The sequence below is a fragment of the Allobaculum sp. JKK-2023 genome (genome assembly GCF_034745455.1).
Lineage (GTDB): Bacteria > Bacillota_I > Bacilli_A > Erysipelotrichales > Erysipelotrichaceae > Allobaculum.
The window spans coordinates 1,122,641-1,137,153 of sequence record NZ_JAYERV010000003.1 but is presented as its reverse complement, the minus strand read 5'-3'; the positions used below and the strand labels follow the sequence as shown (position 1 = coordinate 1,137,153).

Annotated in this window: 9 protein-coding genes and 1 pseudogene; 6 read left to right on the top strand and 4 right to left on the bottom strand. The window is 44.3% G+C overall.

Features of this window, described 5'->3' with window-relative positions; all coding sequences use genetic code 11:
* Positions 1-3: 3 nt before the first annotated feature.
* Positions 4-1,863: an ISL3 family transposase gene (locus U4956_RS04535; protein WP_323089321.1), complete on the bottom strand. Its 1,860-nt coding sequence runs from the start codon at positions 1,861-1,863 to the stop codon at positions 4-6.
* A 627-nt stretch (positions 1,864-2,490) separates the two neighbouring features.
* Here U4956_RS04535 and U4956_RS04530 point away from each other — a divergent pair.
* Positions 2,491-3,291 carry an SDR family oxidoreductase gene (locus U4956_RS04530; RefSeq protein ID WP_323089319.1) on the top strand — a complete coding sequence of 267 codons (801 nt, stop codon included), beginning with the start codon at positions 2,491-2,493 and terminating at the stop codon, positions 3,289-3,291.
* Between the two features lie 704 nt (positions 3,292-3,995).
* Here the strand turns inward: U4956_RS04530 and U4956_RS04525 are convergent.
* The gene (locus U4956_RS04525) at positions 3,996-5,864 is read right to left on the bottom strand and encodes an alpha/beta hydrolase family esterase (RefSeq protein WP_323089318.1); all 1,869 of its coding nucleotides are present in this window, start codon (positions 5,862-5,864) and stop codon (positions 3,996-3,998) included.
* Between U4956_RS04525 and U4956_RS04520 the strand changes: the two genes are divergently transcribed.
* Entirely contained in the window at positions 5,845-6,177 is a 333-nt protein-coding gene (locus U4956_RS04520) for a hypothetical protein (protein WP_323089316.1), read from the top strand. The two genes, U4956_RS04525 and U4956_RS04520, sit on opposite strands and share 20 nt — an antisense overlap.
* Positions 6,178-6,242: 65 nt before the next feature.
* Here the strand turns inward: U4956_RS04520 and U4956_RS04515 are convergent, their stop codons facing one another.
* On the bottom strand, positions 6,243-8,483 hold the full coding sequence (locus U4956_RS04515) for a family 78 glycoside hydrolase catalytic domain (RefSeq protein WP_323089314.1): 2,241 nt from the start codon (positions 8,481-8,483) through the stop codon (positions 6,243-6,245).
* A gap of 171 nt (positions 8,484-8,654) precedes the next feature.
* A complete protein-coding gene (locus U4956_RS04510) occupies positions 8,655-10,016 on the bottom strand; it encodes a PTS sugar transporter subunit IIC (protein WP_323089313.1) in 1,362 nt (453 codons plus the stop codon).
* A 509-nt stretch (positions 10,017-10,525) separates the two neighbouring features.
* Between U4956_RS04510 and U4956_RS04505 the strand changes: the two genes are divergently transcribed.
* The 4 genes and pseudogenes from U4956_RS04505 to U4956_RS04490 all read left to right on the top strand — a co-directional run bounded on the left by U4956_RS04505 (position 10,526) and on the right by U4956_RS04490 (position 14,186).
* On the top strand, positions 10,526-11,512 hold the full coding sequence (locus U4956_RS04505) for an AraC family transcriptional regulator (protein ID WP_323089311.1): 987 nt from the start codon (positions 10,526-10,528) through the stop codon (positions 11,510-11,512).
* Positions 11,502-11,747, top strand: coding sequence for a hypothetical protein (locus tag U4956_RS04500; protein ID WP_323089309.1), 246 nt, complete (start codon positions 11,502-11,504; stop codon positions 11,745-11,747). The genes U4956_RS04505 and U4956_RS04500 overlap by 11 nt, the downstream gene beginning before the upstream one ends.
* A 119-nt stretch (positions 11,748-11,866) precedes the next feature.
* A pseudogene (locus tag U4956_RS04495) lies at positions 11,867-12,499 on the top strand (IS607 family transposase); the annotation flags it as partial.
* Positions 12,450-14,186: a zinc ribbon domain-containing protein gene (locus U4956_RS04490; protein WP_323089307.1), complete on the top strand. Its 1,737-nt coding sequence runs from the start codon at positions 12,450-12,452 to the stop codon at positions 14,184-14,186. The pseudogene U4956_RS04495 and the gene U4956_RS04490, both read left to right, overlap by 50 nt.
* Positions 14,187-14,513: the final 327 nt, after the last annotated feature.

Genomic DNA, 14,513 nt, shown 5'->3' with positions numbered 1-14,513 from the left:
TGTTTAAATGACCGTTTTGTCTTCCCAACGTGATTTTTCAATCCAGTCTGCTAACAAAGTTCTGGCATTTAATCCACCACACGTTATACTAGATTGGGCATAAAACTTATGGAACAGGTGTTCAATGTTGGCTCTGCCAAACATGGTACGTTTGACAAGCTTATAGCGGCAGTTGCCGCCTTCAACGAACCCGCTGCTATGCTCATAGGATATTGCGTTCTTGACCGGCGCAATATCTTTTTTTATGCCGTTTATAAAGCCTTGGATTCTACTCTCCTCATATTTGGTACAGAACCAGTCAAGTTTATCTGGATTGTCTCCCATCAATGTCTCATGGAAATCCTTCCAGAGCTGATCGCAGAATCTCACTGCAGGATACTTATCCAGAATCTGTTCGTACACTTTCGCAACTTCAGTCTCCTTCATCTTGTCCCGATCGCTGGTTACCATGTATTTCACGATGTCGTAGCGTTTGACCTGAACCGCTTCAGTGCCCCTGTCATAGTCAAAAGGCTTTATGAGTTCGTCTTTGATATGAGTATTCTTCATCTGATGAATATAATGCAAGACCGTACCATAACAGGCCTTGCATCCTTTAGATTGCAGGTATGAATAGATGACAGCGGGTTTATGGCCATCAATAACCATTTTATAAATTATATTGATATAGTTATCCATGTCTGTCTTATACTTTGGTCGCTTTCTAACCTCTTTTATTCCTTCAACTTCCTCTTCCGTCATCTTCAGGTATTTTTTTAAAGTAGGATAGGAGATGTCATATTTCTCCTGAAAATCCTTGAACTTAGGCTTCACGGTCTCAGCCCATTCTTTTCGCAAAGAACAGATCATTGCGTACTTATCAGAACAGACTTTTGCCTGTCTTTCATACTGTTCTGCGTAAAAATCGTCACTTTTGGCTTTGTCTTTGATGATCTGGCAGTTTGTTTCGGCAACGGGTGTATTGTCATATTCCACTTTTTCTGCAACAGCAGGCGCGGCTTTCTCTGTCTCAGGTTTTACTGAAGTAATCTCTCCATCCTTTACATAGAGTGTAGATGGAATTTCACACTTCAAAATATCCTTAATACGGCCTACAAGATTCTGGAATAAGTGGAAACGGTCTGCTATCTGAGTACAGTCTGGCAAGATCTCAGAAATCGCTGAAGCAAAAGCGGAAGCACGATCACGGGTTACAATCTTAACCTTCTGGTGTTTTTTCAGCCACTCCTTAAGTGCCTGGCCATCTCTTCCATCAAGCAGCGCAATAACCTGGTGCGTTTTCAGATCGTAAATAGCTGTGTGGTAGGTTCGCCCTTTTCTGGAACTGACGTCATCGACACCAATGGCCTTGATATCAGGGTTATCTACGATTGTAATGTTTTTGTAGATTCTGGTGATGGTATCATGGCAGACATCAATGCCCATGGACTGGCACACGTGTGCTGCCACATTTGCCGAGCAGAAGAGTGAAATAGACAGCAGAAAAACAGTAAGTTCGTCACTTTTCCGCTGATTAAAGCGGTATCCCTTGACAGGAAGCACAAAAGTAACTTTCTTACCATGCTTATTGAAGTAGACAAGGCGTTCCTGGCGAATATGAACATAAGCAGTCTGGCCTCCAACAGGCATGGTCTGACAGATGCGTTCCTGATATCCATTTGTGGAAATACATTTTTCACCGTTTGGTCCACTGATTTTCCCGGTTTCTGGAGCATGAATACGAAAAAAGTGGAGGCAGCCATACTTGTCCCGATAATCCTGTCGGTCAGCATCTTTAATCAAATCTTCACCAAAGAGAGAGGACTCAATATCGTGAACAGGCTTATTCTCTTCGTGAATACGGATAAAACTCAGTTTGTTCATTGTCACCACAGTCCTTTCAGAAACCCCTTAAAGAGCATGAAATTCTATGATAATGAAATAAACAATAATGAGCAATAAGGTTATTGATTATAGATGCTTAACAAACCTAATAAAGATAATTAATTTATTTAAATGATCAAAAAAGGGACTGTCATTGCGGACAATCCCTACTGATCACCAGTGTTAAAAACTACATTTGCGTAAGAACCTACGCATCGGCATACCCATGTTGGAAATCTGGATTCTCATCACCATCACCATTTAAGAGCTTCCCAGCTTTAGCGATTCGCCATGTCCTTTTGTCCTTTCTGTTTCTATCTTTAACTTGGACTGCTTTTTCCGCCAGACAGGGATTGTCTGGCGGGATTGCTTTTGATGTGAATTTTGTTTCGTTTTCAGATAGATTCTGTACAGACTGATGACTGTATGTGTTTTGATTTCATCGTTTTAATGTAAAGTTCACAGAATCCGCTTGTTCATTTTTTGACTTTGTTTCTTTTTTGTAGAAGATCTTTTACACTGAGTACATTAAAAAAACTGTTTACTAGAAGCAGAAATGTTAACGCTTTAACAAAGCTAGTCTTTTCGTTTCGAAAACAGGAAAAGTAAGTATAGGAGAGTATGACGATGGGAATGTATGAAAACAAAGTCTGCATCATTACAGGCGGCGGAAAAGCAACTCTGAAAAATGGGCAGCCAGGCGCAATTGGATATGGAATCGCGCATTGCTTTGCCAAAGAAGGTGCAAATCTGGTTATTACCGGCCGGAATGTGAAAAAGCTGGAAGATGCCAAAGCAGAACTGGAAGAAATGTATGGCATTCAGGTTCTGCCTGTTCAGGCAGATATTTCTGCTGGTGCTGATAATGCAGCAACTGCCAAAATGGTTGTCGATAAAACTCTTGAAAAATTTGGACGGATTGACGTTCTGATCAATAATGCCCAGGCATCTGCTTCTGGTGTGACTCTGGTTGACCACACAACCGATCAGTTCAACCTGGCTCTGTATTCGGGTCTGTATGCGGCCTTCTATTATATGCAGGCGTGCTATCCAGCTCTGAAAGAATCTCAGGGTTCGGTCATTAACTTTGCTTCTGGTGCGGGTCTGTTTGGCAACTTTGGTCAGTGCGCTTATGCAGCTGCCAAAGAAGGCATCCGTGGATTGAGCCGCGTTGCCGCTACTGAATGGGCAAAAGACAATATCAACGTCAACATCATCTGCCCGCTGGCCTGGACTGCCCAGCTCGAAAACTTCAGCCTGGCTTACCCGGATGCATTTAAGCAGAATGTAAAAATGCCCCCTGCTGGTCATTATGGCGATGTGATTCAGGATATCGGCCGTGTTTGCGTTCAGATCGCCGGTCCGGACTTCAAGTATATGACTGGTGAAACCATTACCTTAGAAGGCGGTATGGGTCTGCGTCCATAAGCGGATTCATTCGCTGCTGCGGATCTTTTCGGGAATGGTCCTGAAATCGGGATTCTGTCTGCAGAAAACTGTCTGGCGAAATCTTATATTCGTTTTGCATTGAATGCACTTAGAATTCAAACCTGCCGTCATCCTATCCAAAGTGGTGACGGCTTTTTTTTCTGGAGAAAATCAGCAGATGGTCAGAAGGTCAGTTGTGATCATCACGTTTAAGAATTGGATGCGGTTTTGGAAAACTGATCACAGTCTTTGAAAACTGGCAGAAGAGCAAGGATGAGGAACAGGGGTGAGACACAAGGATGAGACACAGGCAAAAGAAAACCCGTCCTTGTGGTCTTCAGGACGGGTTTGTCGATGACAGAGATAAAAAGAAGAAGAAGAAAAGAAGTGAGAAGAAGATTTGAAATGAAGATCTGCCTTACTCTGCTCCAGTCGGGTAAGGCAGCCTGGAGCAGGAAGGAGAAACTGAAAAGCCAGAAAAATTGATGCAAGTGAGTAAGAGAGAGACTGGCTTTCCAGGAGGAACCTGCCTGTCAATGGCTGCCCGACAGGCAGGTTCAGTTTTGATCAGGATCGGCGATCTGAACAGAGGAGGATTTGTTCAGGGGAATGAGTTATCTTTAGAAAAAGGGTGGATCTGTCAAACAGATCGCAAAGGCATAACTGTTTGTGGACTGTTTTTGCTCAGGGTTTGTAAATTTGGTTTAAGCCTTGTTTGCTTGATCTTTTTTGCGGGAAGGAACAAAGAGCAGCAGGGCGATTGCGGCAAATCCGATGGCAAGATAGATGCTCTTGGTAGTTGTGGATGGACCAGAAGTTTCTGCTTTTGTGGCAGCTACGACCAGATCGCCGGTTTCCGTATCGCGGGAATAGTTTTTGAAGAAATTCCAGATGTATTGTGCTTCGGCTTTGTTGTTCCAATGCGCCTGGTCTTCAATCGCAACCAGTTCCATGTACGTTGTTCCATCCTGAGCCAGACGGGAAACGTGCGCTGTTTTGCCGCCCAGTTCGATGTCTTCTGTTTCAGTTGGGGTAATTCCAAAGTAAGGATCCGCTTCCATATCCATATCGGCTGTTTCGAAGCCGTTGGCTTTCTGGTAGCCGGTCAGAATCGAGTAGATGTGGGTGTTTTCATCTTTTTCCCAGATGCTGAAGTCAAACAGGTCTTTGGTTCCATGTTCGCTGGATCCATCGACAGGAATCATCTGGAAGAAGTCGTGGTCGCCGCAAAGATACATGAATGGGATCTTTGCGCCATCATAGTCAGCCTGAAGCTCTTCAATCGCCTGGTGACGAGAGTTGACGCCGGAAACAGAAGCTGCTGCAGCAAAGACATTGTTATATTTCAAACCCAGGTAACTGGTAAGGGCGCCGCCCTGCGAAAGACCAGTGACATAAATCCGGGAAGGATCGATCTGCGGATATTTGGTTTCGAGCATTTCGATCAGGTTGATCACACCATCATCGCCCATGCCTTCCACTTTTCCGTAAATTTCAGTATTTCCTTCCTGAGTGAAGTAGCCATGATCTTCAGCGGTCTGGTATTCAGGGGAAACAACCATGAAATTTTCCGCTGCAGCTAATTCTTCCCAGCCAGTGGTATCCCCCTGGAGGCGTGGGTCGTTCTGGTTGCCATGTAAAGTCACAACCAGGGGAACGGTCTTCTCTTCGGCTTCAAGGGCTGCCTTGGGAATGTATTCAAACCAGGCATAATCAGATCCTTCCAGACCATCAATGCTTTGGTGAACCATTTCGTTATAAGTCATATCCAGATCTTCAAAGACCGGAGAATTGGTCAGTTCAAAATTATATTCAAGCGTGTTTTCACGATCGGCTAAAGCTGGCAGGTTGTAAAACTCAGTTAAATCATTGTGGGAGCGATAATTGCGGATAAATAGCTGATCATAAGCATTGGCGAAGGCATCGGCTAACGTTTCATCTTCACCCACAATGGTTTTCTGTAAATCAGAAGCGATCGATTCCTGGGCATTGGCTTTTTCATAGAAGGCTTTGGAGTTGTCATCTGGATTCACAAGATAAACAGGAATCGCCTGATCGACTTCAATGCCATCTTCCTGGGTGCCGTTGACCAGCAGCATGCCGGCAATGTAATTGGCATGATCAGCAATCTTATTGTTGATAAAGGCTGCTCCGTCATCAATACCAATCAGTTTGATGTTTTTAATTGGGGCGTGAGAAATCATCGTTTCAAAACTTTCAACGTCTGCATCGGAATAAGTCTCTCCATTTTTGGGTGTAATAAAGGTAATGGAAGATCCCCACTCGTTGAGTGCATCTTCTGCATCCATCTCATCGATCAGGTCTTTCATGTCCGCTTCACTCAGGTTCCCCGCAAAGACATAGTATTCAGGCGTCATAATGTCTGAACGATGCGAATAACTTGGTGGTTTCCAGAAATAGCAGCCGGAATCTTCGTTTCTGGTCAGGGTGATACCCGTTTCAGACTGGGCTTCAGTCTGTGAAGTTTCTTCAGCAAAAACAGGAGCGGTCTGGATCAGACTTCCTAAAGTAAGAGTGGCAGCAAGCAGGCAGGTGCTCATTGAGCGTTTCATCGTTTTTTCTCCTTTTCATGGGGTGGTAAAGTCATCAAATTTCAGCTGGATTTTGATTTTTCTGAAGTTCTCCTTGACTTCAGGTTCGGTTCTTATGGTTTTAGTTTATGGGTTTTACCGCTCGGATGAAATGACAGAATCGCGTATGCTGACTGCTAAAAATTGCCAGAATTTTGGGAGATTTGAAACGTTTGCTATAGGTGTGGCAGAGAAAATGAGGGGAAAAAATGAAGGGAAAAGAAAATGGATAGAAAAAAGGAAGCCGGCTAGAGCTGGCTTCCTGAATCAGAGTGAGCAAGAAGATGAGCGATGACTTGAAAAGGAATAGGGAAGATCGAAAAAGAAAACCAGACTGAAAAGCAAGAAAACAAGGGCAGTTCAGGCAGGCAGAAGAATCAGTTCGACAGAGGAATCGTAGTCGCCAAGGATTTCGTAGTGGATTGCAGAAGGAACGCGCAGCAGCCAGGTGATTTTTCCATCGACCCGCTTCCAGTTGGATTCGATCCGGCCGTGGATCGTATCAATTGAGCAACAGACTTCATTGATCTGTTTCGAGAAGTATGGTGCAACCCGGATAGAATCAAAGCCAACTGCGTTTTTGTCGATCTGAATGCCGCCTAAGGCTTCATAATACCACTGGATAAAGGAAGTAAACATGGCATGATTGTCGGAATAGCTTTCACCCGCAAATAATTCGGCCATGGCCTTGGAGCCGTTCGAGAGCATTTTCTTGAAGGAGATATCGGAATCCTGAGTCAGCCAGTATTCAGTCAGATCGTCCCGGCCAAGTTCGTGAGCCAGGTCATACATGAATTTTGTTCCAAAAATTCCAGCATTATAGATGCCGTGGTCGGCTTTTACTTTTTCGATGAGCAGTCGGCCGGCCTGATCTGCATTGAGTACGCCGGCGCCATACAGGAAAGCAATCCCGGTCTGTTCACCTTCGCCAAACGTGCCATCCGCATTGGCAAATCGTTCGAGAATCTCGGTTTTGAGAAGATCTCTGGTCTTTTCGTATTCTGAGACTTTATAGCCAAGCTCATGGGAGATTTTGATGAACGTATTTAAGAAAAGCAGAATCGCACAATAGCCGGCTAATGGTTTATCTGGGGTTGGCTTATAGAATTGTCCCATGATCAGAATGCTTCCATGGTCGCCTAAATCATGCTGGGAGAGTTCGGCAGCATCCCAGGAAAGCAGGTAATCTATGTTCTTTTTCAGATATGGATATTCACCGCGCACAAATTCTTTATCGTCATAAAATTGAATCAATTTGTTCAGAATATACGGATAGACATATTGCCACATCAATGGGCCTTCGCCCTGGGCTGTGCCTTTGCTTTGGATGCCCATATAAGGAGCAGTTTCGGGAAAACCGCCGGCTGGGGTCTGGTCATTGCGAAAATCGATGATGATTTTTTCATAGACGTTTTTCAGATCAAAGGTATACAGATTGGAATCGGCTAAGGTCACCATATCGCCGCCATAGCCTAAACGTTCTCTGGCACAGTCCTCGAAGGAAGAATGCAGGTTGTTTAATTTGGTGCGCAATGCTGCATCATACAGATCATTATAGAAAGCATTATCGGTATGAACTGTTCCGATCTGGCGGACGTTGGTGTGAACATAGATGGCATGGGCAGCCATCAGATCTTCTTTTTTCAGACCGTCAATTTGCACGTAACGGAAAGAATGATAGGAGAAGCGATTGCAGAAATGATTCTCACCCGGACGGGAGACCAGAAGATCCTGCTCAACTGCAACTTCAGGGGCCCCCGGGCCGCCAGGCGTCTTGATACCATCAGGACGAACTTCGCCAACAGATCCGTTCGCATTGGAAAAATAGTTCAGACTGCCATCTAGGTTACGGCGTTCGGCAAATTTGCAGAGAATCTGCGCATTGTCCGTGCTGTTCCAGTCGAGTTCAAAGAAACCGGAAATCATTTCCCCAAAATCAAGTTCCAGACCCTGTTCGTTTTCCACAACAGAGATGGGATCGATAGACTGATGTCTGGTGATTGGCTCCATAAAAGAAGGAGTCAGCGGATAAGGCGTTGTGGAGACGGTCACCGGATGAATCTGAGAATCGGTCAGGTTAAAGTCGACTTTTTCGCCTAAAAACAGATTGTTAAACAGCAGGTTGCCTTCTTCGGCTTTCCAGGAAGAATCGCTCTGTAAAACAATTTCGTCGTTGACCATCAGCTGCAGCCACATTTTCGGATCGCCGACTTCGCTGAGGTTTTTGCGCAGATTGTATTTGCCAAAGTAAGTGATGGGAGAAGGATTGTAATAGCCATTGCCCAGTTCGACTTCGATTGTGTTTTCTCCCTCTTCAAGCAGAGCGGAAACGTCGAATGTATCGTAGTAAACAGTTTTCTGATAGTTGGTCCAGGGGCCGTTGAGCACGCTGGTGCTGACGGGCTTTCCATTAATCCGGCATTCATAAAAACCAAGAACGGCAAGATGAAGCAGGCAGCTGTCGGTCTGATGGGCCTGGAAGGTGTTAAACAGGATAGCGTTGCGATGATCCTGATAGTAGCCGGCATCATCCTGTCCGTAGTCAACGGCGGGTGCGGAAATCCAGCTCTGGGGATATAAAATGGTCTCTTTCATTTGCATAGTCATATTTCCTTTTCATAAAAGATGAAGCAGCATTCATCCCTTGCAGTCTTGCCAAGCAGAGCAGAAGGATGACAGTGAAAATCAAGCGGACAGGCGGTTTGGTATCATTCTGATTTATAGGAAAAAAGAAGCTCTGGAGGCCAGGGCTTCTTTTTTAAGCGGGAAAGATTATTTGGCGGGAGCAACAGCAGTTTCTTCTGCTTCTTCCTGGCGGATTGATTTGTCAGCGTGAGTATCAGTAATTGTGGCAGCTGCAGCCATCTGCGCTTCTTCCTGGCAGATCTGTTTGTCAGCAATTTTAACGAATGGCAGCCAGATGGCAACGGCGGCAACCAGGCAGACAAGCTGCAGGATGGAACCAGCGATGGAACCAGTCGCAAAGTATCCGGAGATTAACAGCGGGGTAGTCCATGGAACCTGAGCAAGACCAGTGCAGACTGGAACCAGACCCATTGCCATGGCAGCATAGCTGATCAGGATCGAGACAACGTTTGCAAGTAAGAATGGAATCAGATAGATAACATTCATCATCAGTGGCAGACCGAACAGTGTTGGTTCACCAACGTTGAAGATATATGGAACCATTGCGATTTTCTTCATTTCTTTATAGCGGGCACTCTTGGCAACCAGGCAGATACCGATGATGGATCCGATAACGCCGATGGAAGCGAAGGAATCCCAGAAAGACTGGCAGATAATATTTGTCGGAACAGCACCGGCTAAAGAAGCAGCCTGGTTTTCCATCTGTAAAACCTGAAGGATTGGAGTCATTACAGCGTTGGTGATCGTATCCCCATGGATTCCGAAGAACCAGAGAACCTGAGAGAACAGTTTGACAAAGATAGCGCCTGGTAAAGAACCACCGATGGCCTGTAATGGAGCGCCGAGTACTGCATTAAATACTTCAAGAGCACTTCCTAAGCTGAAGTTATCGATTGTTAAGCGAATCAGCCAGAACAGAACGATGCAGACAAAGGAAGGAATAATCGATTCAAAAGGTTTGGAAACAGCAGGTGGAACACTGTCAGGCATTTTGATCTTGATGCCTTTCTGGTCAATTTTGCGGTAAACCAGACAGGTAACGATCGAAATAATCAAACTTAAGAAAATCGACTGAGCACCTAAGAAAGTAACGGAAATGAAATTACCAGCATCATCTGCACCAAATGGGATCAGCAGAATGTAGGAAACCAGAGCGGTCAGCTGAATCTGTAAAGCATCAATTTCCATTTTTTCAGCCAGACGACGGCTGACTGTCAACAATACGAGCACACCACCAATACCCAGAGAAGCGGAGTTGACCATCGTCAGGGCGCCAACCCAGCCGGCGCCGAAGATGGAAGCCATGAAATCCTGGTAGGCCTGAATGGGCAGGAACGCGATGATCAAAAAGATCGATGCGATGAAGGTGAATGGCATATAGGCGAGCATGCCATCTTTGATTGCTCCAATATAGATGTTGGACGTTAATTTCAATGAAACGCCGCCCAGAACATCGTAGAGTTTATCGAAGTACTTGTTGTTTTCCATAAATGAACTCTCCTTGTTTGTTCTTCTTTTTTTCTCTCAAATCTTTCAAACCGGTTTGTGTTTTGATGGCTTTAGTATACGGAAGGTCGAGGAAGGCCGAAATGTTAAAATGTGGCCGATAGACTGTCAATTTTTGCGGGATTTTGAGAGAGGTTACAGAATTCTGTAAGAAAATGATGTGCATTATGAACGAAAAGAGCCGTCAGAAAATCACAAAGATAAATACACGCCCATGAACAACAGGGAAATAAGATAAGATACAGATTTGTATTGAAAAGAATGTCATTCATGTTTATAAAGGGAGTAAAGCAGATTATCCCTGAAGAAGATTCACGGATATTGATCTTCTAAAGGACCACTGCCAAAACCATAAATCAGCAGCAAGAACATGCTGTAAGAGAGAATCTTCTCGATGGACTGCAAAAATTTGAATTGCAGAAGTCTGAATTTCAGAAGTGAATTACAAAGAGAAAATTGAAGATTAAGAAAAGAGAGAAGGAGAACTGGAAATGTCCGAATATATTGACCTCGAAGACTATCTGGCTTCGGAAGCAACGAGTTCCGATAAAACGGAACAGGGAATTTACGCCCATTTTGCCGAGAAGTGCAGTACGGTTCCATACCGGGATGATGTTCTGTTTGTTTTTGATCATGAGCGGGATTTTGACAGGCTCAACCATCTGATTCAATTTCATCCGCGAAATTCCCCGACAGTCCCGTACCATATCTATCACTACATCGTCATCAGCTATTGCTATTCGGGCAAAATGGTTTATGAAATTGACGGTGAAGGTCTGGAAATCCAGGCAGGCGACTTTCTGATTCTGGATCGTCACGTTCCGCATAAAGTTTTCCCGACCGGACCTGAGGATCTTGGCATCAATATTATTCTGTCGGATTATTTCTTCAGTCACCGGTACATCAACCGGGTTTCCAAGCAGCGCTCCTATGAGCAGTTCATGATTGAACTGATGAATATGGACAGCAAGCATATCCACTACATGCTTATCCATGCCCAGGACGATCAGCTTTCCAGACAATGTGTGGATAATATTCTCAATGAGCGCGTGATTAATATGGAAGGCAGTGATGACATCATTGACAGTTTCATCATGATTCTGCTGACCCACCTGCCACGCCTGGAAGCTTATCAGACCAATCTGGTGTTTTCTTTACACAAACACCGTGAGCTTGTGGATGAGATCCTGGTTTACATCAAACATAATTATGCCCAAGGAAACCTCAACGAAGCGTCTGCCACAATTGGCTATGACGTTTCCTATGTCAGCAAGCTGATCAAACAGATTACCGGCCATACCTTTAAGGAACTGGTTAATGAAGAGCGGATGAAACGCTCACTGGCTCTGATCCAGAACAAAGAAATCCCGATCTATGAAATTGCTCAGTCTGTCGGCATCTCGAATCTGACGACGTTCTATAAACGATTCCAGCAATACACCGGTAAAACACCAAAACAATATCGGGATGAGCTTTAAAGCGACGATTGAGGACGGCGGACAAACAGATTACCATTGGGATATTGCATGGTTTGAGTTAAATGCAGATATTAACGCTGCGAAATCTGGACAGGGAATCCCCTCCCAACAGGTATGGTATCTGCGGGAAAAATATTTAAGAATGAAACGAGATGACGGAGGATGCTTGATTTTACCAACCTTCCAGTGCGCAATAAAACATATGCGGGAGCTAATAGAAGCAAAATCTCTGTAATTTATAACGGATTTTAACAGTTGGTTATATTAGGTTTTTAAGGAAAAAACAGTTTCTAATGAATATAGATGTGTTATTATAAATCCATGATAATGAAGACGGCATAAGCCTGCAAATACCTTGGGGTTGCCAGGCACACCTTATATAAAATGATTGAAGATGGAATGCCCGCCCATCGCTCTATTGGCGGACACTACATGTTTGACCAGGAAGAAATGGATCAATACATTGGCAAAGCTCCTGCTCTTCCTGAACGAATGGCCGTTGGCTATTGCCGGGTTTCAACCAAAAAGAGAAAAGACGACCTTGAAAAGCAAGCAGATGTGGCTGAAATCTATATGCAAAAGCAAGGCTGGAAATATCAAATCATTGAAGATACTGGATCTGGGATGAACTACAAAAAGCCGGGACTTTTAAAACTGATCGATCTTTTACTGGATCGAAAGATCAGTCATATTGTCATTACCCACAAAGACAGGCTTCTTCGTTTTGGCTTTGAGTTGATCGAATATATTGCCAAAAAGATGGATACAGAAATCGTAATTCTTAACCAGGGCGAAGAAAGAAACAGCGCCCAGGAATTAACAAATGACTTGATTGCGATCATTACTGTATTTTCAGGACGGCTGTATGGCTCCAGAAGCAACAAGAACAAAAAAATCATTGAGGAAAGTAAACGGCTGTTGAAAGGAGATGGAGCAGATGAGCAAATCGAAGAAAACGATTCAGATGGTTTCAATCAAATTGAATGATGACCAGCAGATGTTCGCCGAGAATTTGTTTACTGCTTACATGGAAACCTATAACCTGCTCTCTCCTATTGCCTGTTCCATCAATTCTTATGGACGAAGTGCAGAAAAGATCCGGGACGATCTGCGCAAGCAAAAGCAGGTGTTAAAAGACATCACGACTCATGTTGCAAAAGTAACCGGAGTCGCTTTTCCTGATGGAATGCTTCCATCCTGGCTATGGACAATGGCTTTGCATTCTGCAGTAGCGAACCGCAAGTCTATGGATGAAGAAATCTTCAGGCGGATTCAGGAAGAGCTGTATGCAGATTACAAGATGACGACCCATGAAGCGGCAGTTGTTATGTATGTGGCGAAATCTCCCAAAGTTTTTAAGAAGATCCTTCAAAAAAGAATGTTTGAAGTCCCTAAAAAGTTTTCAAACAAAGAGATCAATGGCCATCTGCGGCAATGCGATCCTAAGCGGCTCCACAAACTCATTGCCCACGCAGCAAGAAGATACAGGCAATACCTTCGGCCAGTTCATACAAATAAAAATACATGGATGAAGATCGATAAGAATGGATATAGCATCCAGCATAAAAATGGAACGACTTTTATTTCTATGCGCCGCTTAGGCAGCCAGAAAGAATTCAAGGTCGAACTGAAAGGAATCTTTTATACAGCCAAAACAGGCAAGACGAGGAGCAATCTTACTGTTGTCTATGACCGGGACAGGAAATGCTTAGTTTTCCAGAGAATGGTTGAAGTCAGAAACCGCCCGAACCAGTCAGCGACAAAGGTTGGGATGGATGCGGGAATCACGTCACTGCTCAGCACTTCCCATGATATGTCTTCTGCTTCTTTAAAAGAAGAAAAGCTTGCCAAGAAGGAAAAAGAACTGAAAGAGAAAAAGAGCAAGGCGGCTCAGACGCTTGACCATACAACCTTCAAGCAGTTCAGCTATTCTGCTTCTGATTTTCTCAGCGAGCGGGGAATCCAGCGCAACCGGATTCGAGACCGCAGGAAAAATGCCTTAAAAGAAGCAGACCAGATCCAGTTTTTGCTTAACGATCCACAATCAAAACACTCAGAAGACAAGAAAAAGAAACTGGAAGACCAGATCTATGCCCTTAGACGCAAAGCTAAGCGGATTGAGGAAAACAACCGAAGAGGAAACAAACGCTTTCGCAGGCAGTCCCAGAGAATCCAGGATCATTTAAAAACAATCACAAATGAAGAGATTGCCTTAGTTCTCAAAGCAGACTCGGATATTGGGCACATCATCATGGAAAACCTGGACATCAGGGGACAGGCAAGCACCTGGTCAAAACTAAACCGCAGGCTGTCAGGCTGGATTTACGGCCTCTTGCAGGAAAGAGTGGAATACAAAGCTGGATTAAAGTCAATTAAAACTTCGTATGTCAACCAGGCTTACAGTTCCCAATACTGCCATATCTGCGGAAGCAAAATCCAAAGAGACAAATCTCATTATGAAAATGCGCGTTGTAAGCTGCATGGACAGTTCAATGCAGATATCAACGCCGCCCATAACCTCGTCTGGATGTATGAAAATCATCCTGAAGTCACCAAATGGACTCCAAGAAAAACGGTCCAGCAGTTTTATGAAAAAAGATCTGAATGTTATAATCAGACTGTCTGCAGCCTTATTGCATCATTAAAAGGGTTAAGCAGTGCAAAATCCGCCTGACCCTGCGTAATTCGTTTTTCTGCACAAAAAATACGAACCAAAAACAAGTGTGAACACCAGGCACGAACACATAGAAAAATCCCATATGAGTTTTGAACTCATATTTGTTTACTCCCCCTGCCAAAGCTGGCGGCGGAACGATCTTCGGATTGTACCAAAGTCTCAAGGCTGGTCCTGCGTCGGTAAGGGGGATGCGGTAGGCCAGTACTGCGATACTGGGCTGTATCCCATAAAATTTGGATTTGGATTCCCTTCGGGGAGTTTTGGTCCTCAAAGCGGGGCTTAGATAAGGATCTTGTATCTTAACCCTTCTCCCGCCGGCTAATG

What these genes read in the sequence shown, in the direction of transcription:
- U4956_RS04505 (WP_323089311.1), top strand. Translation starts at nt 10,526, where the DNA reads ATGTCCGAATATATTGACCTCGAAGACTATCTGGCTTCGGAAGCAACG.
- U4956_RS04500 (WP_323089309.1), top strand. Translation starts at nt 11,502, where the DNA reads ATGAGCTTTAAAGCGACGATTGAGGACGGCGGACAAACAGATTACCAT.
- U4956_RS04515 (WP_323089314.1), bottom strand. Translation starts at nt 8,483, where the DNA reads ATGCAAATGAAAGAGACCATTTTATATCCCCAGAGCTGGATTTCCGCA.
- U4956_RS04530 (WP_323089319.1), top strand. Translation starts at nt 2,491, where the DNA reads ATGGGAATGTATGAAAACAAAGTCTGCATCATTACAGGCGGCGGAAAA.
- U4956_RS04490 (WP_323089307.1), top strand. Translation starts at nt 12,450, where the DNA reads ATGAGCAAATCGAAGAAAACGATTCAGATGGTTTCAATCAAATTGAAT.
- U4956_RS04535 (WP_323089321.1), bottom strand. Translation starts at nt 1,863, where the DNA reads ATGAACAAACTGAGTTTTATCCGTATTCACGAAGAGAATAAGCCTGTT.
- U4956_RS04510 (WP_323089313.1), bottom strand. Translation starts at nt 10,016, where the DNA reads ATGGAAAACAACAAGTACTTCGATAAACTCTACGATGTTCTGGGCGGC.
- U4956_RS04525 (WP_323089318.1), bottom strand. Translation starts at nt 5,864, where the DNA reads ATGAAACGCTCAATGAGCACCTGCCTGCTTGCTGCCACTCTTACTTTA.